17 protein-coding genes are annotated in these 24754 nt (G+C 35.7%); 10 read left to right on the forward strand and 7 right to left on the reverse strand.

The annotated features are described in order from the left end of the window. Nucleotides 1–96 precede the first annotated feature (96 nt). The gene (locus tag G551_RS0113365; protein WP_027886028.1) at nucleotides 97–1107 is read right to left on the reverse strand and encodes a LacI family DNA-binding transcriptional regulator; all 1011 of its coding nucleotides are present in this window, start codon (nucleotides 1105–1107) and stop codon (nucleotides 97–99) included. A gap of 161 nt (nucleotides 1108–1268) precedes the next feature. On the opposite strand from G551_RS0113365, the gene G551_RS0113370 reads away from it, so the two are divergent. Both G551_RS0113370 and G551_RS0113375 read left to right on the forward strand, forming a co-directional pair. Further along, nucleotides 1269–2783, forward strand: coding sequence for an FAD/NAD(P)-binding protein (locus tag G551_RS0113370; RefSeq protein WP_027886029.1), 1515 nt, complete (start codon nucleotides 1269–1271; stop codon nucleotides 2781–2783). Further along, nucleotides 2767–3681, forward strand: coding sequence for an AEC family transporter (locus G551_RS0113375; RefSeq protein WP_027886030.1), 915 nt, complete (start codon nucleotides 2767–2769; stop codon nucleotides 3679–3681). Before G551_RS0113370 ends, G551_RS0113375 begins: the two co-directional genes overlap by 17 nt. 50 nt (nucleotides 3682–3731) lie before the next feature. Here the strand turns inward: G551_RS0113375 and G551_RS15960 are convergent, their stop codons facing one another. Then, nucleotides 3732–4049, reverse strand: coding sequence for a hypothetical protein (locus tag G551_RS15960; RefSeq protein WP_051191407.1), 318 nt, complete (start codon nucleotides 4047–4049; stop codon nucleotides 3732–3734). A gap of 65 nt (nucleotides 4050–4114) precedes the next feature. Between G551_RS15960 and G551_RS0113385 the strand changes: the two genes are divergently transcribed. The 7 genes from G551_RS0113385 to G551_RS0113415 all read left to right on the forward strand — a co-directional run bounded on the left by G551_RS0113385 (nucleotide 4115) and on the right by G551_RS0113415 (nucleotide 18659). Continuing rightward, complete coding sequence (locus tag G551_RS0113385; protein ID WP_027886031.1) at nucleotides 4115–6904, forward strand: helix-turn-helix and ligand-binding sensor domain-containing protein; 2790 nt, start codon at nucleotides 4115–4117, stop codon at nucleotides 6902–6904. A gap of 239 nt (nucleotides 6905–7143) precedes the next feature. After that, nucleotides 7144–10182 carry a SusC/RagA family TonB-linked outer membrane protein gene (locus tag G551_RS0113390; protein WP_027886032.1) on the forward strand — a complete coding sequence of 1013 codons (3039 nt, stop codon included), beginning with the start codon at nucleotides 7144–7146 and terminating at the stop codon, nucleotides 10180–10182. Nucleotides 10183–10191: 9 nt separating this feature from the next. Further along, on the forward strand, nucleotides 10192–11688 hold the full coding sequence (locus G551_RS0113395) for a RagB/SusD family nutrient uptake outer membrane protein (protein ID WP_027886033.1): 1497 nt from the start codon (nucleotides 10192–10194) through the stop codon (nucleotides 11686–11688). Nucleotides 11689–11698: 10 nt separating this feature from the next. After that, nucleotides 11699–13807, forward strand: a complete 2109-nt coding sequence (locus tag G551_RS0113400; protein ID WP_156876807.1) for a carbohydrate binding domain-containing protein — start codon at nucleotides 11699–11701, stop codon at nucleotides 13805–13807. Nucleotides 13808–13823: 16 nt separating this feature from the next. Beyond that, on the forward strand, nucleotides 13824–15518 hold the full coding sequence (locus tag G551_RS0113405; RefSeq protein WP_027886035.1) for a family 16 glycosylhydrolase: 1695 nt from the start codon (nucleotides 13824–13826) through the stop codon (nucleotides 15516–15518). A gap of 86 nt (nucleotides 15519–15604) precedes the next feature. After that, nucleotides 15605–17893 (forward strand): beta-glucosidase BglX, encoded by a 2289-nt coding sequence (gene bglX, locus G551_RS0113410; RefSeq protein ID WP_027886036.1) that lies wholly within the window; start codon nucleotides 15605–15607, stop codon nucleotides 17891–17893. Nucleotide 17894: 1 nt separating this feature from the next. Further along, entirely contained in the window at nucleotides 17895–18659 is a 765-nt protein-coding gene (locus G551_RS0113415; RefSeq protein ID WP_027886037.1) for a glycoside hydrolase family 16 protein, read from the forward strand. 69 nt (nucleotides 18660–18728) lie between these two features. Here the strand turns inward: G551_RS0113415 and G551_RS0113420 are convergent, their stop codons facing one another. From G551_RS0113420 to G551_RS0113430, 3 genes are all read right to left on the reverse strand, one after another. Beyond that, nucleotides 18729–19082: a hypothetical protein gene (locus G551_RS0113420; RefSeq protein WP_027886038.1), complete on the reverse strand. Its 354-nt coding sequence runs from the start codon at nucleotides 19080–19082 to the stop codon at nucleotides 18729–18731. Nucleotides 19083–19115: 33 nt separating this feature from the next. Further along, nucleotides 19116–19340 (reverse strand): hypothetical protein, encoded by a 225-nt coding sequence (locus G551_RS0113425; RefSeq protein ID WP_027886039.1) that lies wholly within the window; start codon nucleotides 19338–19340, stop codon nucleotides 19116–19118. Nucleotides 19341–19465: 125 nt separating this feature from the next. Further along, complete coding sequence (locus G551_RS0113430) at nucleotides 19466–20713, reverse strand: 3-deoxy-D-manno-octulosonic acid transferase (RefSeq protein ID WP_027886040.1); 1248 nt, start codon at nucleotides 20711–20713, stop codon at nucleotides 19466–19468. Nucleotides 20714–20808: 95 nt separating this feature from the next. Here G551_RS0113430 and G551_RS0113435 point away from each other — a divergent pair, with 95 nt between their 5' ends. After that, nucleotides 20809–21936 (forward strand): DegT/DnrJ/EryC1/StrS family aminotransferase, encoded by a 1128-nt coding sequence (locus G551_RS0113435; RefSeq protein WP_027886041.1) that lies wholly within the window; start codon nucleotides 20809–20811, stop codon nucleotides 21934–21936. 77 nt (nucleotides 21937–22013) lie between these two features. On the opposite strand, the gene G551_RS0113440 is transcribed toward G551_RS0113435, so the two are convergent. After that, nucleotides 22014–23549, reverse strand: a complete 1536-nt coding sequence (locus G551_RS0113440; RefSeq protein WP_027886042.1) for a porin family protein — start codon at nucleotides 23547–23549, stop codon at nucleotides 22014–22016. 2 nt (nucleotides 23550–23551) lie between these two features. Next, the gene (locus G551_RS0113445) at nucleotides 23552–24667 is read right to left on the reverse strand and encodes a hypothetical protein (RefSeq protein ID WP_051191408.1); all 1116 of its coding nucleotides are present in this window, start codon (nucleotides 24665–24667) and stop codon (nucleotides 23552–23554) included. Nucleotides 24668–24754 lie beyond the last annotated feature (87 nt).

Consider the following 24754-nt stretch of genomic DNA (forward strand, 5'->3'; position numbering starts at 1 on the left):
TGCTGAATGAAGACTACCGAAAAACCTTGTGATATTAAAAAACCATTCAAGTAAAGTTTGCTTGAATGGCTTTTATTATTTTTTATGAATTGAAAATTATTTGGAAGTATCTTTTTTAACGATTTCTGTTTTAATGATCTCTTGGGTAATTTTCTTTTGATCCTGTTTAAGGTTGCTTATTAAAAGCTCGACGGCTTTTTCTCCTACTTTTTCAGGATATTGATTAATGTAAGAAACCCTTGGGAATTGTAATTCGTTTTGTTTTTTGTTTACGTAACCAATTAACGAGATCTCATCGATAAACTTTAATTTATTTCGAGAAATACTTGCGCTAGCAATCGAGGTCGACTCAATATCGGCTCCTAAAATGGCATCGATATTCGGTTGAGAATCGTCGGTGATTCTCGCTTCAATTTTTTTACGAAGTTCGTCTAGATCGTGTTCTTCGATAGTTTCACCGGTAACAGAAGTATTGTTTTCTATAAATCCGGTAAAAGTTCTTCTTCGGGTTTTACCCACCGAAAGCCAACCGATCGATGAAACAAATAAAATGTTTTTAGCATCGGTGCTTTGAAAATGATCGCAAGCCTTTAAAATACTTTGGTCGTCATCTACAGAAACAGAGTTAAAATTCAACTCTTTGTGTAATCTGTCGAAAGTGACGATAGGTGTAGTTTCGGCAATATTTTTAAAATGCTCGAATTGTCGTTCGACAAAAGTTTCTTCAGAAGGGCAAACAATAATACCTTCTACCATTCCATTTGATAGAATATTGAGGCTTTCTCGTTCTTCTTTTAATTTTTCACCGGTAAAGAAAGTTATAATTCGGTAACCATTTTTCTTAGCGTGAACTTCAATATTTTTTAATACTTCAGCTAAAAAGGAGTTTTGTATATCGGGTATAATTACTCCTATATTAAAAGTAGACTGGTTTTTTAAACTTACGGCAATGTGGTTAGGTACGTAACCGTAAAACTTAGCCAGTTCTTTTACTTTCTTTTTGGTTTTTTCACTTATCTCGGGGCTATCATTCATTGCTTTAGATACGGTTGATACAGAGACCATTAAGATTTTAGCAATTTCTTTGATTGTGATTTTCTTTTTCATAGCAAATAAATGTTTCAATAAGAGATAATGAACGTCAAAAATACTAAAAATACACGTTCTTTAAACTTTTTAAAGCAGATCTGCAGAAAAACTAAAGTTTTTATAAACTTTTGAGCAGCTTTAAGGCATTGGTTAACTTCAGGTTTCTTAAAATTATTTCAATGAAAAATATCACCATTGTTGGCGGTGGCGCTTGTGGTTCTGCTGTGTTTATCGAACTGGTAATTCAAATTTTAGCAGAAGAACTTCAGGAAAAAGTAAGATTAACTTTAATAGAAAAAGATAAAAAAATAGGCTATGGCTTGGCCTTTGGTACGCAGCAAAAAAGTCATTTACTCAATACGCAAGCCGATCTCATGGGCATTTTTGGAGAAGAGCCCGAACATTTTGTGACTTGGTTAAAAGAGAAGCGAAAGAATTTTGAGACTTATAGAACATCATCAGAAGCAGAAGAAACCTATACCAGTCGTTTACTTTATGGCGATTATGTAGCTGAACAATTTTCAGTTTTTAAAGAAAAAGCAGTACAAGGCGGTATTCAAGTGAATTTTTTAGAGGGTGAAGTCGTTAATGTTGAAAAAAATAAAACTGAAGCTTTTACACTTAGTTTCGCCAACCAAGAACAGATTACTTCAGATTATGTAGTGTTAGCCTTAGGAACACCAAAACCCAATACGTTTAAAGATTGTGAACAATATAAAGAGTTTATCAACTTCCCCTGGCCGGTAGAAAATTTAAAGCAAAAAATAAGTCCTGAAGATACGGTCGGCGTTTTAGGAACCAGTTTAAGCGCGATCGACACGGTTCTTACACTTATCGACCAAAACCATAAAGGGAAAATAAAATTAATCTCTCCTGAAGGTTTATTGCCGCGCGTCCAACCTTTGCAAAACAATGAGATCGACAGGAAATTTATTACGCTTTCAAACATTCATCAACTTAAAAGAGATGAAACTAGAAAGCCTAAAGTAAAAGAGCTTTTTAAACTTTTTATGCAAGAAGTAGAAGCTCTAGAAGGTTTCAGCTTAGATTGGAATGCGTTAAAACGTGACGATCGTAGTGCAGAAGAGTTTTTAGAGATCGATATTTATGCTGCTGAAAATAACGGAGATTCACTATTAAATTTAGCCTATGCTTTGCGTCACGATGCTTCAACCATTTGGAGTTGGCTTTCAACAGAACAAAAAAAGCATTTTGGAGATTGGATCGGGAAGTATTGGCAAATTAACCGTCACGCAATGCCTCTACATAATGCGTATAAACTGAAAAAGTTGATGGAAAACAATCAACTAGAAGTAATAGGCGGTTACCAAGAAGCCAATTATATTGAAAATAACGGTTTTGAAATTAAGCTTGAAAAGGCTGAAAGTTTTAAAGTTGATAAATTAGTAAATGCTACAGGAACGCCTTCAAGTGTAGAAAGTATGGAGAATGCGTTAATTCAGAATTTATTAAAAAGCCAAACGATTATTCCGCACGAGATTGGAGGTATTTATATTGATGAGCGAACAATGCGTGTCGTGACTCCTAAACAAGATCTGCCGCTTTACGCTTTAGGCCATATTAATAACGGAATGTTGCTCGATGTAAATTCAGTTTGGTTCAACGTAAAAACTTCGATGATCGCCGCAAAAGATATTCTATTTAAAATACAGATGAATGAACGTCTTTCTTGATTTATATAAAACCTTAATTCCTTATTTATTATGTATTCCTATTGGATATGTGTTAGCTAGAAAAAATATCATTCCGAAGAATATTGTATCTAAACCATTGCTGTATTTTTTTATGCCGGTTTTGGTGATCAATCACGTGTTAGAAGCTTCGGTTGAAAATTTAACCATTTTACCGATTATCTCTTTTGCCCTTTCGGTAGCGATGATTTTGCCCGCTACCATCGTACATAAAACTTTTGGTAAAGGCGAAAGTAGAAGTTTATTAAAAAGCGGATTTTCTTTTTTTAATGTAGCCTTTTTTGGGATTCCTGTGGTTAATGCACTTTTTGGGAAAGAAGCGATCACCACGCTTATTTGTATTTATATTGGTTCTGCGTTGTACGGAAATATAATAGGTTATTTTCAAGTAGCGCGAACTCGCTTCAGTAGAAAACATTCGATAAAAGAGATTTTTAAAGTTCCTTTTATTTATGTTTTTATACTCGCAGTAATTTTAAAAATATTTGGTTTTGAAACGCCAAGCGCAGTAGAACCGGTCGTCGATGTTTTTAGCGTGATTGTTTCGGTAGCAGGAATGTTAATTATCGGGATAAATATTGAGCAGGTAGATTTTAAAGCGCTTAAGTGGAGTTACTATTTAAAACTTTTAGGAGTTCGAGTGATCGCTTCAGTAGTAATTATGGCGGCTTTAATTGGGCTTGAATATGCGTTTGTAAACGGTTTAAATACAGAAGAAACTCACGTATTAATTCTTTTAGCTTTATTCCCGATTGCAGCAAATCTTACGGTTTTCGCTTCCTTTTTAAAATCGAATGAAAAGCAATCGGCACTACTTGTTTTACTGTCGATGTTGATCTCGTTAATTCTGGTTCCGTTGGCTGCAATGTTTTTTCAATAAAAAAAGCCGAATTAAAAAAAATCGGCTTCATAGATTGGTTGAAGTAAGGCTTAGTGAACGTCGTCGTCTTCGTGCACTTCTTCGTGAATTTCTTCTTCAGCTTCTTCCTCTGCATTTTCAGCAGCGTCTTCTACATTATCGGCTCCTCTTTCGATGGCATCGCCGGTTTTTTCAGCTCCTTCTTCGATAGCGTCACCGGTTTCTTCAACACCTTCTTCAATAGCGTTTCCTGTTTCTTCTGCAGCGTTTTCTACATCTTCACCAATAGCTTCAGCAGCTTCTTCGGTTTTTTCTTGAGTAGTTTCTCTACAAGAAGTAGTGGCTAAAAGAATTGATAATGCAGAAAATGCAATGAATAATTTTTTCATAATAATTAGCTTTAAAAAATTGTTATGTGTAAAATTAATACATTTAAGGTCAAGTATAAAAGCCTATGAGATTTCTTTATATATATTTTTTCTTTCTTTTAACATATTCTTCATATTCTCAGGAGTTACCACCGATCTTAAATTTTTCAACAAAAGATTATTTGGCAGGAAATCAAAACTGGATGATCGCTCAAGATGAAGAAGAAGATATTTATGCTGCAAATAATGCCGGTTTGTTAAGATTTGATGGAGAGCGTTGGCAGCTCCACCAGTTACCAGAAGGTTCTTTTATACGTTCTATTGCTGTAGCCGACGATAAGATTTTCTCTGGAGCTTATATGGATTTTGGGTATTGGCAAAAAGATGAAACCGGAAAGCTAAATTATACTAGTCTTAAAGAATTGGTCGACACGCCGTTTATCGATGGCGAACAGTTTTGGCATATCGAAGCAGTGAATAATTATGTGGTATTTCAGAGTTTAAGTCGGTTATATAGTTACAATATAAAAACCAATAAAGTGGTGTTGTTGCCCACAACCAATACGATCACAAATCTTTTTAAGCTGAATAATAAAATTTATTACCAAGTTGCCGATGAAGGTTTGTATGTTATAGAAAACGGGCAGGATCACGTTTACATTTCTAATGCCGAACTCAACAACCAAATCGTCGTTGGTTTTTTTGAATATAAAAATAGTCGCTACCTCATTACGCGTACTAATCAAATCTATAGAATTGAAGGTGAAAAGTTAAAAGAGTATCATTTTGAAAACTTAGATTTAGCTTCTGATGAATCTATTTTTGTTGCTGAATTAACGACCAATTCAACCTTAGCTTTAGGAACAATTGGTAATGGTTTAAAATTATATGATCTTGATGATAAAACCTTAACGCATTTTAGACAACCCAGCATATTAAATAATACGGTTTTGTCTTTATTTACAGATAGCCACGGAAATCTTTGGAGCGGTTTAGATAACGGGATTAGTTTGGTTAATTTAAATAGTTCGGTTAAAATTTTTAGCGATACGTTTGGCGAAATAGGAACCGTTTATTGCAGTTTTCGCGATAACAATATTCTTTATTTAGGGACTAATCAGGGTTTGTATGCTAAAACAATTGCGAGTCAAGAAGATTTTAAACTGATCCCGAAAACTAGCGGACAAGTTTGGAGCATACAGAAAATTAATAATCATCTTTTGGTAGGGCACGATAAAGGAACTTTTTTAATTGAAAAATTTCAAGCTCAACCTATTTTCGAACAAACCGGAACTTGGGAAGTGAAAGCCTACAAAAACGGACTCCTACAAGGTCATTACAACGGGATGTCTTATGCTGAAATTGATAACGGAGAAATTCAGCAATTTCAGCGTTTTACTAATTACGATCTCTCTTCACGTAATTTAGTTATCGATAGTTTAGAGAATCAGGTTTGGGTGGGGCACGATCACAAAGGGATTTATAAGTTGAATGTTGATGAATCTGCCAAAACGATCGAGGTGGTAGATAATTACAGTTTGCCCACGCAAGAAGGTACCGGTTTGAGCGTATTTAAATTTTATAATGAATTATATGTGTCGACTGCAAAATTAATCTACCAATATAATTCTTCTATTAATTCGTTCGAAAAAGCAGAACGGTTCAATTCACTTTTCAAAGGGCATCAACGTATTACCGGTGTTTCAAAAGTGATAGATGGTAATACCTGGTGGAGTTTTGGGCAAGAAAATATCTTTCAGATCGCCAAGGATGCTTTACAAGACGACTATGTGCTCAACACGATCACGATCCCTAATAGTTTAAGAGGGATTGCAACCAGTTTCGAAAATATTTCAGCAATAGATAATAACAAGTTTCTAATAGGTTCAAACTTGGGTTATATCACCTTTCAGCTTCCGTTTAGATCTCCGGAAGTTTCCGAGTTAAAAATCAATAATATCGCCATCGCTAATAAAGGAGAAAATTATAGTAGCCTAGCGATCAATGCTAATGATATAGAAATACCCTTCAAAGATAATTTTATTCGTTTTTCTTATACCATTCCGCATTACAACTTATTGAGTGATGTAGAATATAGTACGATGTTAGTAGGTTATGACGATCATTGGTCTAACTGGAATACGACAGGGAAAACCAGTTTTAAAAATTTGCCTTATGGATCTTATATTTTTAAAGTGAAAGGTAATCTTAATGGCAAAGAAACCGCTGTTGAAGAATACCGATTCACCATAGCAAAACCTTGGTATGTATCGACACTCGCCATAATTATTTACGCAATCATCTTTCTGTTAATTATTTACCTTACCAATCGATTTTATAATAATTACTACAAAAAAGAGCAAAATAAGATCATTGCTGAAAATAAGAAGCAATTAGAATTACAAGAGATCACGGCGCAACGAGAAATTGTGACCTTAAAAAATCAACAATTAGAAACTGAAGTTGCTTCTAAAAACCGAGAATTGGCTGCTTCAACGATGAATATTATTCGTAAAAATGAATTTCTTTCAGAATTAAAGCAAAAACTGAATAAAGCAAATACAAATGAAGATGTTGAAGAAGTGATTTCGATCATCAATAAAAATATTGCTGAAAAAGATAACTGGAAATTATTCAAAGAAGCATTCGATAATGCCGATAAAGACTTTTTACAGTCGGTAAAAGAAAAACACCCCAACTTAACATCTAACGATTTAAAACTATGTGCTTATTTAAGGTTGAATTTAAGTTCAAAAGAAATTGCACCAATGCTCAATATCTCAGTTAGAAGCGTTGAGATAAAACGATATCGTTTGCGTAAAAAAATGGATTTAGCGCATGAAGAAGGCTTAGTAGAATATATTTTAACTTTCTAAGTACTCAACAAATTCAAAAAACACCTCAACATTACCACAACATTTATATAAAATGTTTAAAATCAATCCGTTTCTTTTAGACTAAATCGCTTTGCGAAATCCTTACTTTAAAGGCTTCAAAATTGTTTTATCTTAAAAAATAGGGATGAATTTTTAAGATGTATATTTTTTGTTGAGGTAGATTTTATTTGGAGTTAACACTTTATTAATACATTGCTTTCAAATCAAATCATCAACAAATGAATAAAAATCTATTATTAATTTTAATGTTTTTGGCTCCATTTGTGTCGATTGCTCAAACGTTTTCGGTTTCGGGAACTGTTGTTGAAGCAGAGACAGAAATGCCGATGCCGGGAGTAAATGTTTTGGTCAAAAATTCGACTAAAGGTGTAGTTACCGATTTTGATGGTAATTACACGTTAGACAACCTAGAAGAAGGCGATATAATTGTTTTCTCTTATATAGGTTTCGAAACCCAAGAAGTACCATTTACAAATCAGTCAACTATTAATGTTTCGTTACAGCCAGATTCGCAAGCTTTAGATGAAATTGTTTTGGTAGGTTACGGTCAACAAGTAAAGAAGCAAGTGACTGGTTCTGTTTCTACTGTAGGTGATGAGACCATCGATAATTTAGAGCCTACCAATGCTGCGCAAGCTTTGCAAGGAACAACCTCTGGTGTAAATGTGGCTATGAATGGCGGTGCACCGGGATCGAATGCTAATATTCGTATTCGTGGAGTTTCGACCAACGGTCAAAGTAAACCATTAATTATTTTAGATGGTTTTCAATATGAAGGAGGTCTAAATTCGATCAACCCGGCAGATATTGAGAGTTTTACCGTTTTAAAAGATGCTCAAGCTGCAATTTACGGAACCATTGGTGCGAACGGAGTAATTTTGATCACAACCAAAAAAGGTAGAAAAAATCAAAAAGTTCGTGTGGAATATGAAGGTTATACCGGGATACAACAAACTACTCGAAAATTACCTTTACTTAATGCTAAAGAGTATGCACTTTATTTAAATGAAGCTTATGCGAATGCAGGTCAAGATGTTCCTTTTACTAATGTAAACGATTTAGGTACAGAAACAGATTGGCAAGATGAAGTTTTTGATCAGGCGATGATGAGAAGTCATAACCTTTCTTTTCGTGGAGGAGAAGAAAATGTAAGTTATAGTTTAAGTGCTAGTAATTTATATCAAGAAGGTATTGTATCGCCAAGTAAATCTAATTTTGAACGTAGTACTGCAAAACTTTCACTAGATGTAGATTTGTCTGAAAAAATAAATGTTTCTACTAAACTTTTCTATAGTAGTGTAGATGTAAAAGATATTAATTCTTTTGCGCTAGGTTCAGTTCTTTTCAATGCTAATAATATTGCGCCAATCATCGATCCAAGTCAAGATAATTTAGACGGAACGATCGATTTAGGTAACGAGGTGGTGAATCCGCTAACGCAAACTAGAAATACTTACAATAGTAGTTTAATAGATCGATTAAGTGGTACGGTACAGGCAAGTATCGATTATGCAAAAAATCTTAATTTACAAGGACGTATAGGTTTTAACAGTACAAACACAAGACATCGTGATTTTACACCAGAATTTAATTATGGTGCCGGTAAAATTTATACGACGCCAACAAGTTCTGTTACCTTAGGTAAAATTAACGATTACGATTATACGTTCGATTTATTCAATACATATGAAAATACTTTTGGTGAAAATCATGATGTAACCTTTTTATTAGGAGCCACTGTTTATCAAACTAAAGGTGAAGGACTTTATGGGAGTAGAAATGATGTTAATGCTAATAGTTGGGATTTTGCAGACCTAAGTTCTGCTACCGGTGTAGGAGAAGATCAAACCAATAGTTCTTATTCATATGTTGTAAGAAGATTGTCATACTTCGGTAGGTTACAGTATAGCTTTAAAGATAAGTTTCTATTCTCGGCGATGTTAAGAAGGGATGCATCTACTCAATTCGGTCCTAGCAATAGAGTAGGGTATTTCCCATCTGTAACTGCTGGTTATGTACTTTCTGAAGAGGATTTTTTCGATTCAGATTTCTTCAATCTATTTAAGGTAAGAGGTAGTTATGGGGTTTTGGGTAATGATCAGTTTGGCTCTTTTCAATACCTAGCCTTGTTGAATGGTGAAGCTACTTATGTTTTAGGTCCAGATCAGTCGTTAGTTAATGGTAATGCTTTGGGAGTGCTAGCAAATCAAGATCTACAATGGGAAGAAGCTAAAAAACTAGATGTAGGGGTTGATATTGAATTTTTAGAAAATAAATTCTCGATCGTTGCCGATTATTTTCATAACAGAAGAGATAACCTGTTAATTCCAGATATTGGAGTTTCTGGTATTTATGGTACGGGAGCTCCGGGAGCAGGAAGTCCTACGATAAATGCAGGAGAAGTAGTAAATAAAGGATGGGAATTTGCGTTGAATTTTAATGAAAAAGTTTCTGAAGATTTTTCTCTCTCTGCCAACTACAATATAAGCTTTTTAGATAATGAAGTGACTGAAGTACAGAATGGTTTAGGCTACTTAGAAGGTGGTGGTTTTGGCGTAGGTCAACCGGCTCCTTCAAGAATGGAAGTTGGCTTCCCAATGGGGTATTTTTACGGTTATCAAACCAACGGAATTTTTCAAACTCAAGAAGAAGTAAATGCGCATCCATCTCAAGGAGCTCTTGGTGCAGAAGCACAACCGGGAGATATTCGCTTTGTTGATATTAACGGAGATGGAGTGATCGATGAAAACGATAGAACCAACTTAGGAGATCCTATTCCTGAGGTTACTATGGGATTCAACTTACAAGTTAATTATAAGAATTTTGATTTGTCAGCTTATTCATTTGCAAGTTTAGGGCAAGAGATCGTGAGAAATTACGAGAGAAATCAACCTAATGTAAACAGAATGCGTTACCGATTAGATCGTTGGACGGGTCCGGGAACCAGTAACAGCGTACCAAGAGCAACTGTAGCTTCAACTTCTAACAACGCGTTTTCAGACTTTTTTGTCGAAGATGGTTCTTTCTTAAGAATTCAGGCAGTGACTTTAGGTTATACTATTCCGAAGGAAGTAACAGAAAAAATTTACTTAGATAAATTTAGAGTTTACGGTAAAGTAGATAACATATACACATTTACAAAATATATGGGTTACGATCCTACTGCTTCAACAGGAGATCCAATTGGTCAAGGGATCGATTACGGTTTTTATCCGTTGCCAAGAACATTTTCTATTGGTATAAACCTTCAATTCTAAAAAAAAATAATGATGAGAAAATTAAATAATAAAATTGTAGCATTCGTTGTGGCAACACTAGCTTTAGTGAGTTGTTCAGACGATTTTACAGAAGTAAATCCTCCTTACGGGATTAATTCAGAATCATATTTTGCTGCAGAAGATGATTATTACAATGCATTAATTGGTGCTTACGATGTTTTACAATCGACTTACGTTAATGTGATTTTAGGTGAAATAGCCTCAGATAACGCAAATGCAGGTGGTGAAAGCGCAAATGATGTTGTGGGTTGGCAACAAGTAGACCGTATGCAGCATACGCCAATAAATGATAATTTAGACGATATCTGGGATTGGAACTTTGCGGGTGTACAAAGAGCAGCATTTATCATTCAAAATGAAGATAAAATCGATTTTGATGGGAAAGCGCAAATTATTGCCGAAGCTCGATTCTTAAGAGCCTATTTTAATTTTGAATTATTAAAATGGTTTGGTCCAATACCAATTAAACCAGAGGGACAATTTGTGTTGGGCGATGTTACCTCTTTTCCTAGATCTCCAGAAGAAGAAGTATATGCTTTTATTGAAGAAGATCTCACTATTGCGATCGAAAACTTAGCAGCAGTAGCTCCGGAAGTAGGAAGAGCCACAAAAGGTTCTGCACAAGCTTTATTAGGTAAAGTCTATTTATATGAAGAAAATTTTGCCGGTGCCGCAGCGCAATTACAAGAAGTAATTAACTCTGGTCAATATCATTTATATGGTACAGAAGCAGACGAGAACTATGAAAATCTGTTTGAATATATGGCAGAAAACGGACCAGAATCTGTTTTTGAAATTCAATATACCGGAGCAGAAGGAGCAGGTTTCGAATGTTTACAATGTAGTGAAGGTAATGTGATGGTTGGTTTTAGTGGAATAAGAGGTTATAGTGGTCCGGTTTTCGAATCAGGTTACGGTTTCAATTTACCAACAGAAGAAGCTTTGAATTCTTTTGAAAGTGGAGATGCAAGACAAGAAGTGACAGTTCTCGATATCGAAGCTTGGGCAAGTGCTAATAGCGAGGTAACCTATAATATCGGGAATCAAGACCCAAATACTGGCCATACAGGTTATTATAACAGAAAATATTTACCAAGGCAGAGTGAAAATCTAGGAGATGCAAACCTTACGCAGCCTAATAACTATCGAGCTATTCGTTATGCAGATGTATTATTAATGGCTGCAGAAGCAATGGTGAGAGGTAATTTAGATGAAGGTCAAGCACGTAATTACCTAAATATGGTAAGAAATCGCGCCGGTTTAGATAACGTAGATTCTAGTGGAAACGCTTTATTAGAAGATATCTATGCAGATAGAAGATCAGAAATGATGGGTGAAGGTCACCGTTTCTTCGATTTAGTTCGTACAGGTCGTGCCGCAGAAAACATTGATGGGTTTACAGCAGGTAAACACGAAGTTTTCCCTATTCCTTTAGAAGAGATGCAATTTGCCAATGGAAATTGGGAGCAAAATTCAGGATACTAAAAATATGAATATGAAAAATAAAATTCAATACCTATTATTCAGTTTGTTGTTTATTGCAATAGCAGGCTGTTCAGACGATGATGGTTTAGATACAGTAACCAGTAGTGAGCCTACCAATATTTCGGTCGATTTTAATATTGAGCAAGATAATTCAGGAGAAGTTACGCTGTATCCGAGTGCAGAAAACGCCAATTCATTTGTGATCAATTATGGTGATGGCAGTGAAATTTCAGAAGAAATAGCGACGGGAGATAATGTGATGCATACCTATGAAGAAGGTACCTATCAAGTAGAAGTTACAGCAATGAATTTAGCGGGAGAAACGGCTAGCATTACACAAACTTTAGAGGTTTCTTTTAGAGCTCCTGAAAATTTAGACGTTACCATTACCAAAGATGCAAGTAATCCTTTTATCGTAAACGTAACTGCTAGTGCAGATTATGCTGCAGCTTTCGAAGTTTATTTTGGTGATGTTACCGATGAAGACCCAACAATGATGATGATAGGTGAAACCTTAACACACGAATATGCAAATATTGGAAGTTATACAATTACAGTAATAGCATTGAGTGGTGGTGAAGAAACTACAACCTACACAGAAGTCGTAGAAATTGTAGACCCTTTATTATTACCGGTAACATTTGAATCTCAAACCGTAGCTTACACATTTTACAATTTTGGAGGTGGTGAAGGCGCAGGAGTTCCAACGGTTGCAAACCCAGCTTCAGATGCGGTAAATGATAGTCAAAATGTAGGAGCTTATACAAAAGTAGCAGGTGCTGAAACTTGGGCTGGTACGGTAACGACCTTAAATGAGCCGATCGATTTTACATCGACAACCACAATGGCGATCGATGTATATTCTCCGGCAGCGGGTGTTCCGGTTCTTTTCAAAATTGAAGATACTGACGATGCAGAAAATAATTTCGTAGAAGTTCAAGCTACAACAACTGTAGCAAATCAATGGGAAACTTTAGTGTTCGATTTTTCTGTGATCGATGCAAGTTTAACTTACGAAAACTTAGTTTTATTCTTCAATTATGAAATTGCTGGAACAGGTGAGACCTATTATTTCGATAATATTAGAATGTACAATCCTGTGTTCTTAGAATTACCGATTACTTTCGATGATCCTGCGGTTAATTATACATTTACCACATTTAATGGAGCAAGTTATAATGTAATTCAAAATCCAGATTTAAGCGGAAGCAATACCGATCAAAATTTAGTGGGAGAAATTGTGAATGCTGGAGTAAACTGGGAAGGTGGTTCTTTTAATTTAGGAGTTCCGGTAGATTTTAGTTCAAGTGATAAAACCATAACTATGGACTTTTGGGCAAATATTCCGGTTTCCATCTTATTGAAATTTGAAGGAGGCGTTAACGGTGAACGTGAAAATGAAGTAACAGTGAACCATACCGGTTCTGGTTGGGAAGAAATTAGCTTCGATTTTGCCAACGATGCCGTTAAAAGTTATATTAATGGTAATCAAGGTGTAGGAGATCCTTTTGTGCCAACAGGTCAATATTCTACGATGACAATTTTTGTAGATGGCGCAGGTACAACCGCTGGTTCTTTTTATGTGGATAATATTTCAAAAGAAGGAGCAGGAGCATCAAATCAGCCAACATCTGGAGCTCCAGATCCTCAATTACCGGCATCAGATGTGATCTCTATGTTCTCAGATGTTTATAACGATGTTCCGGTTGCTACTTGGGCAGCAAGTTGGTCAGATGCTACTTATGCAGAAGTATCAATTGCAGGTAATCCAACAAAAAAATATTCAGCATTAGATTATGTAGGTATAGAAACACCTTCGCCTTATTTAGATGCGAGTTCAATGACGCATTTTCATACAGATGTCTGGACGGCAGATGCTACTCAAATTAGAATTAAATTAGTAGATTTTGGTGCCGATGGTGCATATGGTGGTGGTGATGATGTTGAACACGAAGTGGCCATAGATAATTTTAATCAAGGTGAATGGATTCAATTAGATATTCCGTTATCAGATTTTACAAATCTTACGACTACTGGGCACATCGGTCAGTTAATTTATTCTGGTAATCCAACTGGTGCTCATACGATATATGTAGATAACATATATTTTCATAATTAATTAAAACTCAATAGAGATGAAAAATATATATAAACTAAGTTTTTTAATGTTGTTTTCGCTGGCTGCGTTATATAGCTGTCAAGAAGACGATCAAGAATTTGGTGAGGTGGTTGCCCCAACAAATTTAACCTTAGATGCAACTGTTTTAAATACATCTGCGGAGTTTCCTAATGGTGATGGTGGTGGTTTGGTAAGCTTTACGGCAAGTGCAGACGATGTGATCACTTTTGAATATCGTTTTGATGATGGTACTTCTTCAACAATAACGAGCGGAGAGATTACGCATCCATTTACAAGAACAGGAACGAACACCTATAATGTAACGGTAATTGCAAAAGGAACTGGCGGAGCTAGTTCTAGTACAACAAAAGAAGTGACTGTGTTTACTTCTTTCGACGATCCTGTTTCTAAAATGGGATTAACAGGAGCAAATCAAGCTTACCTAGATGGTACAGAAGGACCTTATGCGGGAGTAGAAGGAGATTCAATTCCAACAAAAGTTTGGAGAATTGCAGATGCGATGCCGGGACACTTATCTTTAGGTCCGGCAGAAAGTACCGAGCCTATTTGGTATTCTGCAGCTCCTTTTGAAAAAGAAGGTGGTTGTTTTTATGATGACAGAATTAGTTTTGCACTTAATCTAGATGGTGATATTATTTTTGAACACGATAATAACGGTCAAACATTTTTTAATACCAATTATTTAAATGTTGGAGGAGGTACAAATGGAACTGGCGATGAGTGTTTTGATTTTGATACCTCTGGAGAAAAGTCGGTAAGTCTTGCAGCTGCAAATTCAATTTTCCCGGAAGATGCTACAACAGGAACTCAAATGATTATTTCAGATGGCGGTTTTATGAGCTACTACTTAGGAACAAATAACGGCTATGAAATTTTAGAAATTACTGATGATTATTTGTACATAAGAACCATTTCTGGAGCAAATCCTGCTGAAGCTTGGTATTTAAAACTTACTGCGGAAGGTGATAGCCCTTTTGAAACAGAATTTCCGGGAGATTCAGAAGAAGAAGCGGCTTGGTCTCAAGAATTTGAAGGTTCTTCTTTAGATACCAGTATTTGGAATTACGAAATTGGGAATGGTGATAATGGTTGGGGTAATGGTGAAGCTCAATATTACACCGATCAAAATACAGAAGTAAGTAACGGGACTTTAAAAATTAATGCGATTGCAGAACCGACTAATGGTTACAATTATTCTTCTGCAAGAATAACAACGCAAGATAATTTTGAATTTCAATATGGTAGAATTGAAGTGAGAGCTAAACTTCCATCAGCTGGTGGGACTTGGCCGGCAATCTGGATGTTAGGTTCGACTTTTGATACTGAAGGATGGCCAAACTGTGGTGAAATCGATATTATGGAACACGTAGGTAATGAGTTAGGAGAAGTTTTAGGAACTTTACATTTCCCGGGTAATTCTGGAGGTGATGCGGTTTCTCAAGGAACCAACGTAGAAAATGTGGCGACAGAATTTCATAAATATACGATGGAGTGGACCGAAGATCACATTGTTTTCCTAGTTGATGGAGAGGTTTACCATGAGTTTACCAATATGGCAGGAACACCATTTGTAGATCACGAATTTTTCTTGATCCTGAATGTAGCGATGGGCGGAACTTTAGGAGGAACTATCGATCCGGCGTTTACACAAGATACAATGGAAATTGATTACGTTCGAGTATATCAATAATAATAGGTTTGTTTTCATATTTTAAATAGCAGAAAAAGGCAGGAGTTGAGTTAAGCCTGCCTTTTTCATTTTTATTCAACAAAGAGATGAAAAAAAATATCATTCTTTTCGTCGTGGGGGTTGCTTTGTCTTTAAATGCCTGTAAAGTCTCAAGTCAATCCAAAAAAACACCACAACAAGAAAAAAATATCGAACAAAAAGTAGATTCTGTATTGGCGCTAATGACACTTGAAGAAAAAGTTGGGCAAATGGTACAGTACAACGGGAGTTGGGATGTTACCGGTCCCGCTACAGGAACTACGAACGAGAAAAAACTTCAGCGTTTAAAAAATGGTTTGGTAGGATCGATGCTTAACGTAGTTTCAGTGGAATCTACAAGAGAAGCACAGCGCTTAACGATGGAGAATTCAAGACTAAAAATTCCTTTAATTTTCGGTTACGATGTAATTCACGGTTATAAAACCATGTTTCCGGTTCCGTTGGGAGAAACTGCCAGTTGGGATATGATTTTAGCTGAAAAAACTGCCGCCGCAGCAGCACGCGAAACTGCTGCTTCAGGTGTGCATTGGACGTTTGCACCGATGATGGATATTTCTCGTGATGCTCGTTGGGGTAGAATTATGGAAGGCGCGGGTGAAGACCCATTTTTAAATGCTGAAATTGCAGTTGCCAGAGTAAAAGGTTTTCAAGGTTCAGACCTAGCAAGTGAAAAAACTATTGCAGCTTGTGCTAAGCATTTTGCTGGTTATGGTTTTGCGGAAGCCGGGAGAGATTACAACACGGTAAATATTGGTGTGCACGAATTGCATAACACGATTTTACCACCTTTTAAAGCCGCAGCGAAAGCCGGAGTAGCCACGTTTATGAACTCTTTTAACGAGATTGATGGCGTTCCTGCAACTTCAAGTAGTTATCTGCAAAGAGAATTATTAAAAGACGGTTGGGCTTGGGATGGTTTTATCGTTTCCGACTGGGGTTCAATTTCAGAAATGATTCCGCACGGGATTGCTCGCAATAAAAAAGAAGCGGCACTTTTAGCCGTAAAAGGCGGCAGCGATATGGATATGGAAGGCGGTGCTTACGAGTCTTCTTTAGAAAGTTTAGTTGAAGAAGATAAAATCTCAGAAACTTTACTCGATGATTCTGTAAGAAGAATTTTGCGCGTAAAATTTCAATTAGGACTTTTTGATGACCCTTATAAATATTGTGATGAAAGTTTTGAGGAGACCGAACTTTATTCTGAAGAAAATCAAGATTTAGCTTTAGAAGCAGCCAAAAAATCGATTGTTTTACTGAAGAATGAAAATGAAATTCTACCGATTAAAAATTCAGTAAAATCGATAGCCGTTATTGGTCCATTAGCAGATGATAAAGATTCACCTTTAGGGAATTGGCGCGCACAAGCAGAAGCAAATTCTGCAGTTTCAGTTTTAGAAGGTGTAAAAAATTATGCGCCTAAAAACGTACAAATTAATTATGCGGAAGGCGTAAAGTTAAGTACAGGCGAGCGTAGTTTTTTAAAGCCATTAAGTTTAAATCAAACCGATAAAAGCGGATTTGAGCAAGCGATCAATTTGGCAAAAACTTCAGATTTAGTTGTTTTAGTGGTTGGTGAAGATGCTTACCAAACCGGTGAAGGTAGAAGCCAAACCGATGTTGGGTTTTTAGGTTTGCAAGATGAATTAATGGCTGAAATTCAAAAAGTGAATCCTAACGTCGTGATGATTTTAATGAATGGAAGACCGATGGATTTAACGTGGAGCGATGAAAACTTTCCGGCTATTTTAGAAACTTGGTTGTTGGGTTCTCAACACGGTAATGCGGTTGCAGAAGTTTTATTTGGGAAGCACAATCCTTCAGGGAAACTTCCGGTTTCATTCCCTAGAAATGTTGGTCAGGAGCCATTGTATTACAATCAAAAAAGTACAGGACGACCAAATGCTAATGCAGAAGTTACCTATTCACATTACACAGATTCAGATCGTGATGCGTTGTTTCCGTTTGGTTTCGGCTTAAGTTATACCGATTTTGAATATGGCAAAATTCAACTTTCAAAAAATAAATTTTCAGCTTCCGAAGAAATTACAGCTTCAATAGAAGTGAAAAATACAGGAGATATGGCAGGAGAAGAAGTGGTTCAGCTTTACATTCGTGATTTGTTTGCAAGCATCACAAGACCAATTAAAGAGCTAAAAGGTTTCGAGAAAATTAGTTTGCAACCGGGCGAATCGAAAACGGTAAGTTTTACGATCGATGCAGAATTGTTGAGTTACTTCGGAGGAGATAAAAAATGGGTAACCGATCCCGGAAAATTTCAGTTGTTTATTGGCGGAAATTCTGTAGATCTTCAACAAATAGAATTTGAATATGAATAAGATGAAGAGAATAGCACTAATTGCAGTAATGGCTTGCGGAATTACCTTTTCTGCTTCAGCACAAGAAAAGCAATTAATTTGGGAAGAAAGTTTTGCCGGTGATACTCTCAATATGGAAAACTGGAGCTACGAGTTTGGAGACGGTTGTCCAAATATTTGCGGCTGGGGAAATAACGAACGCCAGATCTATCATAAAGATTATCTGGAAGTAAAAGACGGGATGTTAGTGATCACCGCCAATAAAGTTGGTGATACCTATTACAGCGGAAAAATTAATACCAAAGATAAGTTTGAGTTTAAATATGGCACGACAGAAATTAGAGCTAAAGTTCCCGGTGGTCACGGTTTATGGCCGGCAATTTGGATGTTAGGCGATAATATTAGTGAAGTAGGTTGGCCGGCTTCCGGTGAGATCGATATTATGGAGTTTGTGGGCAGAAAACCCGACACCATTTACACCTCGTTACATACTCAGGCAAGTCACGGAGAAACTATTAATTCGAAACAAACTCGTGTAGAAAATGTGACCGAAGACTTTCATACTTATAAGATCGATTGGAATGAAAATTCGATCGTGTTTTATATCGATAATAAAATGGTGTATACTTTTTCACCAAAAACTAAGAATGATGAGACTTACCCATATCGCCACAAATTCTATTTTTTATTGAATATGGCTATTGGCGGTAATTTTGGTGGTCCCGAGGTCGACGACGCTATATTTCCGCAACGGTTTTATATAGATTACATTCGAGTTTATCAATAAATTAAAAATTTAAGGCATAAAAAAACCTCTTCAATTTGAAGAGGTTTTTCGTTCTTATCGAAAAGAAGATTACATATCGTCGTTTCCTTCAACTTCGTCTTCTACTTCTTGAGCTCCTTTACTTACTGCATCTCCTGTTGCGTTAGCTGCTTTTTTTACAGCGTCACCAGTTTCGTTAGCAGCATTTTCGATAGCGTCTCCGGTATCTTCAGCAGCTTCTTCAATATCGTCCATGGCAGAATCTGCATCATCATCAAGATCGTCCATCTCGTCTTCCATATCTTCACCAGCTTCTTCCATGTCGTTTTCCATTTCGTTAGCTTCTTGTTCTACTTCTTCTTCAGCATTTTTTGTATCTCTACAAGATGTGAAAGTAGTACTAAAAGCAAACAACATTGCTAGAAATAAAATTGATTTTTTCATGATTTTTGGTTTTAAATTAATTTGTAATTTGGTTTAGTTATCGTCTCCTATTTTATCTATTTCTTCGTTAACCTCTTTAGAGACTTCTTGGTCAACCTTTTCTCCGGCACGTTCTAAAATGCCTTTTTCTTCTTTTTCTACTTCAACCTCTCTTACTTCTACTTCTCTAACAACTTCTTTAGTTTCTGCTTCTTCTCTACAGGAAGTAATTGCAAGTAATGAAATTGAGCAACTAAGTATTAAAAATAGCTTTTTCATAATTATATAAGTATGGTTAATAGATGCTAAAGTATAGATTTTAACATTTGAGTTGTAATATTGAATGATAAACTTTTATTAAAATTATATTCAACAAAATAAGGATTTAGCTGAATTAGTTGCGATTACAATAATTTTTCTTCGCTTAAATAATTGATTACTTTTTGAGTAGCTCCGGTGTTTTCTAAGATAAAATTTCTACAAATATCTCCTTTTTGAGTTCTATAGGTTTCGTTCTCAATTAGTTTATCAAGTTCTTTTTTAAATTCAACAGAATCACTTATCGCAGTTAGACCGCCTAGTTCTTGTAAAGTTTTCGCTTCGGGAAATTTTTCAAAATGATTCCCGATCATAATAGGCATCCCGAAAACTGCTGGTTCAAGAATATTGTGTAAGCCGGTATTTCCTAAGGCTCCGCCAACGTATGCAATAGACGCGTAGCTATATATTTTTGAAAGTAATCCAACATTGTCGATAATTAAAACATCGTAGGTAGAAAGGTTTTGCTCTTCAATTTCTGAATATCGAATGCATTTTTTCTGAATTTTCTGTTGAAGTGCATCAATTTTTTCAGCCTTAATTTGATGCGGAGCGATAATATATTTCGCCTCATTTTCTGCTGAATTAATATAGGCTGAAATAAAATTTTCTCCTTCTGGCCACGTACTGCCAAAAACTACCGTTAGTTTTTTTTGAGTGAATTGTTCAATGATCGGTAAACGGTTGTCTTTTTGAAGCTGAAGTTGAACCCGATCGAACCTCGTATCGCCACTTACAGAAGCATTTTCAATTTGATGTTGTTGTAAAACTTTTAGAGAAGCTTCATTCTGAACAAATAAATGCAGAAAACTTTGTAAAGCTTTGAATAAAAACCTTCCGTAGCCTTTAAAATAAATTTGCTGTTCGCGAAAAAGTCCGGAAATTAATAATGCCGGTATCTTCTTTTGCTGAAGAACTTTTAGATAATTTGGCCAAATTTCATATTTAATAAAAAACGCTATTTTGGGGTGAATTGCTTCAATAAATTTCTGTGCATTTTTAGGAGTATCGAGCGGTAAATAAAACACAAAATCAGCGATCGAGTTGTTTTTTTTAACCTCGTAACCCGAAGGCGAAAAGAAAGTCACCAGTAATTTGTAATTGGGATAACGTTCTTTAACAGCTTCCATAATTGGTAAGCCTTGTTCATATTCACCTAAGGAAGCGGCGTGAAACCAAATGACTTGGTGTTTCGATAGTTCTGTTGAAGCAATTTGCTGAAATAAACCTTTTCTTCCGCTAGTAAATTTTTTCAGTTTACCGCTAAAAAGTCCGGCAATGGGTAAACCGACTTTTTCTGTTAGCCAAATAAAAAAGTTATAAAGAAGCTTCAACGTATAATAAATTTGTGCTAAAATAAAGCTTTACTTAAAATTTGGATGCTTGTGGTAGCTTAATTTCTTATTTTTGTGAACAGAAAAAGAATACCATGAAAAAAATTCAGATGGTCGACCTTAAAGGTCAGTACCAAGAAATAAAAGAACAAGTAGATAGTTCGATTCAAAATATTATTGAAAACACCTCATTTATTAATGGTCCTGAGGTTCATCAATTTCAAAAAGACCTTGAAGAATATTTAGGAGTAAAACACGTGATTCCATGTGCCAATGGTACCGATGCTTTGCAGATCGCGATGATGGGCTTAGGCTTAAAACCGGGTGATGAGGTGATTACGGCAGATTTTACGTTTGCGGCAACTGTTGAGGTAATTGCCTTATTAAATTTAACTCCGGTATTGGTCGATGTAGATAAAGATTCGTTCAATATTAATGTTGAAGCGATCGAAGCTGCGATCACGCCAAAAACTAAAGCGATCGTTCCGGTACATTTATACGGGCAACCGGCAAATATGGAAGCGATTTTAAAAATTGCCAAAAAGCACGATCTTCTCGTGATTGAAGATAATGCGCAAGCGATCGGTGCTAATTACCATTTAAAAGATGGTTCTACAAAAAAAGCAGGAACTTTAGGTCACGTTGGAGCAACTTCATTTTTCCCTTCTAAAAACTTAGGAGCTTATGGTGATGGTGGAGCGATTTTTACGAACGATGACGATTTAGCGCATATCATTAGAGGAATTGTAAATCACGGAATGTACGAAAGATACCATCACGATGTGGTAGGTGTAAATTCTAGATTAGATAGTTTTCAGGCTGCAGTTTTAAGAGCGAAATTACCTTTGTTAGATCGTTATAATTCAGCCAGAAGAAATTCAGCAAAATTATATACACAACATTTAAGTGAGAATGAAAATGTAGTGACGCCTGCGATTCTAGGAGAAGACGATAGTCACGTTTTTCACCAATACACGATAAGAATTACTAACGGTAAACGTGATGAGTTGGCAAAGGTTTTTCAGGAAAACAATATTCCGTTTGGTATTTATTATCCAATCCCATTGCATTTACAAAAAGCTTATCAGGATGAGCGTTACGAAGAGCAAAATTTTGTGAATACCAATGAGTTGGTTAAAGAAGTAATATCGTTACCGATGCATACCGAGTTAGATGAAGAACAAATTGAATATATCACATCAATAATTAATAAAGTGGTGTAAGTTCAAAATATAAGATGATAACAAAAAAGCCTCTAGAATTATTCTAGAGGCTTTTTTGTTATTATAATTTATTGTTCTTATAGGTTTACCGAGAAGGTTGCTGCTATATTAGAAAGTGTTCTTTCATTATAAGCATTGTTAAAACTTGTTTGATATAAGCTTTGTCTAGCGTCTTGGTTTGATCGAAAATAAGAAATGTCAATTTTCATACCCCCTAAATTGTAACCTAAACCTAATGAATAAGTATTTAGGTTTCCTACTATAGATTCATCGATATAAGGAGTTTCTGTATATTGGTAACCTGTACGAACGCTCCATCTTTTAATTCTATATTCACCACCCACTTTTAAAGAAGAAGTGGAAGTAAATGAATTTTCGATGGTTGAATTTAAATTGTTGAAGTTATAATCGTCTGAAGAGTATTCAATAGCTGAATAATCTTTGTAAGTATATTCAAAGCTAATTATTCCTGTTTTACCAAAGACTAAGGCTAAACTTCCGCTAAGTTTTCCGGGAGTTCTGTAATTATATTCAGGATAAACATTAATAATTTGCGGATCAAAAACAATACTTTCAGCACCAAGTGTACTTACATCTCCGGTATTTCTTAAGAAATGAGAAGTCTCGTCATGAATAGTGTACCAAGTAGGTGAGCTATAATTAGCTCCAATTCTTACGGTGTTTGAAAGTCTATAGATGGCTCCGACATCAAGTGAAAAACCTCTACCTAACGTGAGATTACTGTGTGCATAATACGAAGATGCAATGGTGTTTGAAGTGTTTACATTTTCGTAAAAAGCGGTATTTCTTTCGTAATTAATAATATGTCCGTTAAGGTTTAAACCTAAATGGAGTTTATTTTTAATTGCTAAAGAAGCATTCCCGGTAAATTTACCATTAAAACCGGTTGACATATAATCGTATTCTTGGTCGTAACTACTTCCGTTAACATTCGATACGTAATTTGTATTTTCTACATCGTTATTTACCGGATTAATTAAGAAGTTTTGGTAACCCATATAAGCCGTTTGCGCTTGTGCATTCGTGAAATTTTCATTCGAAAAATCTGCATAAAATAAGCGGTCATAGTTTTGGTATAGCATTCCACCGGCAGATTCTAATTCACCTAATGGAATTCCTTGTGCTTGATCAACAAAAAAGTTCGCTAAAGAGTTGTTTGTGTTTCCGCTCCACGTGTAAAAGTTCTCCAGACTTTTTGTTTTATCGTAGGTAAAACCTAATGCAAATTTATTGATAAAGGCTTTTTTGTTATAGTTGTTGAATACAAATACAGCTCCAATTTGGCTAACGTCTAGATCATTATCTCTAGAGGATGAAAAATTATTTTCGATTGACAAATCATTCGTGTAAGTTTCAACACTTAAGGTTCCCGATAAATAATTATTCAAGAATATAGCAGAACCTGCAGGGTTATCTTTTAATGCAGAAATATCTCCACCAAGTGCACCAAACGCGCCACCCATTGCTGTATATCTCGCAGTTCCGTTTAACGATGAAGAAGAAAAATTATAAGCTTCCTGTAAGTTTTGTGCTTGGCTATAAAAACTTATCAAAGTAAATATAGCCAAGTATAAAAATTTAGATTTTATCATAATTATCGTCTTGAAGATCTACCGCTTGAACTTCTTCCTCGAGAACTGCTACCGGAACTTCTTGTTCCTGAAGATCTTGAAGAAGAGCTAGGGCTATAAGTCCTATTATTTCTAGAAGAAGAATTAGTTCTGTTATAAGTACGAGTGTTTGAACTTCTGGTTCTTACCGTATTATTTGAACTTCTTGTAGAACTATTATAATAGCCGCTTCTGGTTCGAGTAGTATTATTTCTGACCGCAGAATTATTAATTCTAGTTCTTGGATTGGCATTAATATTACTAGAATTTCTTACTCGTTCTCTTGTGCTTGCTGTTCTACTGTTGCTAGCATTAGATCTCGATACATTAGATCGGTTAGATCTAGCAGAATAATTACTTCTGTTGGTCCTAGAAGAACTCCTGTCGAAATTACTTCTTCCAGAATTATAAGCTACGCGAGATCTTCTGTTGTAATAATAATTATTGTTATGGTAATGGTTGTAATAGTAAGGATTGTAGTAGTTGTAGTAACCACCCCAACCCCAAGGTCGGTAGTAGTTGCCCCAACCCCAAGAAAAACCAATTCCCCAATTGTTGTAAGGGTAATAACCACCCCAACCCCAACCGGTTCCCCAGCCGTAGTTCCAAGAATTGTAAGGTCCCCAACCATAACCACCATACCAATTGTTAAATCCAGTATTAATATAATTTACTTCGAAAGATGTTGGGTTAGATCCCCAGGCAGCACCTTCCGTATAATATCTCGGTTCTTCATTATAAACTACATTTTCTTGGTAGTTAATAGTGTCTTGAACGTTTTCAGATGAATAAGATTCTACATCTGTAAAAACTTGACTTCCTTGATTGTATTGTTGTGCTTCAGAAATTTGTTCACCTTGAGAAGCAAAATAATTTTGATAATATGCGCCGTCTTTTTCGGTATTAGGATTTACGTCGCGGTTAGAAACTTGAGCAGTTTCTTCGGCTGAGTAATTAGAATCATTTGGGTTAGGAGCATAGATGCCATCATTATTATAACTTGAATTATTATAAGAACCACAAGAGATAAGTAATAAAGAGCATGCTAAACCACCAATTAATTTTATGTTGCTATTTATGAAATTGGAAAGAGGTCGCATATCTCGGGATTTTTTATTGTTCTACATATCAAATTTAGTTAGTTTTGTCGTAACTAAAAAAGCTATTAACATTAGCACAACATTTGT

Source organism: Mesonia mobilis DSM 19841, assembly GCF_000423405.1.
Taxonomy (GTDB): Bacteria; Bacteroidota; Bacteroidia; order Flavobacteriales; family Flavobacteriaceae; genus Mesonia; species Mesonia mobilis.

Excerpts from the sequence above, each read along its gene's own strand:
- G551_RS0113365 (WP_027886028.1), bottom strand. The coding sequence starts at position 1,107 with ATGAAAAAGAAAATCACAATCAAAGAAATTGCTAAAATCTTAATGGTC.
- G551_RS0113370 (WP_027886029.1), top strand. The coding sequence starts at position 1,269 with ATGAAAAATATCACCATTGTTGGCGGTGGCGCTTGTGGTTCTGCTGTG.
- G551_RS0113375 (WP_027886030.1), top strand. The coding sequence starts at position 2,767 with ATGAACGTCTTTCTTGATTTATATAAAACCTTAATTCCTTATTTATTA.
- G551_RS15960 (WP_051191407.1), bottom strand. The coding sequence starts at position 4,049 with ATGAAAAAATTATTCATTGCATTTTCTGCATTATCAATTCTTTTAGCC.
- G551_RS0113385 (WP_027886031.1), top strand. The coding sequence starts at position 4,115 with ATGAGATTTCTTTATATATATTTTTTCTTTCTTTTAACATATTCTTCA.
- G551_RS0113390 (WP_027886032.1), top strand. The coding sequence starts at position 7,144 with ATGAATAAAAATCTATTATTAATTTTAATGTTTTTGGCTCCATTTGTG.
- G551_RS0113395 (WP_027886033.1), top strand. The coding sequence starts at position 10,192 with ATGATGAGAAAATTAAATAATAAAATTGTAGCATTCGTTGTGGCAACA.
- G551_RS0113400 (WP_156876807.1), top strand. The coding sequence starts at position 11,699 with ATGAAAAATAAAATTCAATACCTATTATTCAGTTTGTTGTTTATTGCA.
- G551_RS0113405 (WP_027886035.1), top strand. The coding sequence starts at position 13,824 with ATGAAAAATATATATAAACTAAGTTTTTTAATGTTGTTTTCGCTGGCT.
- bglX (WP_027886036.1), top strand. The coding sequence starts at position 15,605 with ATGAAAAAAAATATCATTCTTTTCGTCGTGGGGGTTGCTTTGTCTTTA.
- G551_RS0113415 (WP_027886037.1), top strand. The coding sequence starts at position 17,895 with ATGAAGAGAATAGCACTAATTGCAGTAATGGCTTGCGGAATTACCTTT.
- G551_RS0113420 (WP_027886038.1), bottom strand. The coding sequence starts at position 19,082 with ATGAAAAAATCAATTTTATTTCTAGCAATGTTGTTTGCTTTTAGTACT.
- G551_RS0113425 (WP_027886039.1), bottom strand. The coding sequence starts at position 19,340 with ATGAAAAAGCTATTTTTAATACTTAGTTGCTCAATTTCATTACTTGCA.
- G551_RS0113435 (WP_027886041.1), top strand. The coding sequence starts at position 20,809 with ATGAAAAAAATTCAGATGGTCGACCTTAAAGGTCAGTACCAAGAAATA.
- G551_RS0113440 (WP_027886042.1), bottom strand. The coding sequence starts at position 23,549 with ATGATAAAATCTAAATTTTTATACTTGGCTATATTTACTTTGATAAGT.
- G551_RS0113445 (WP_051191408.1), bottom strand. The coding sequence starts at position 24,667 with ATGCGACCTCTTTCCAATTTCATAAATAGCAACATAAAATTAATTGGT.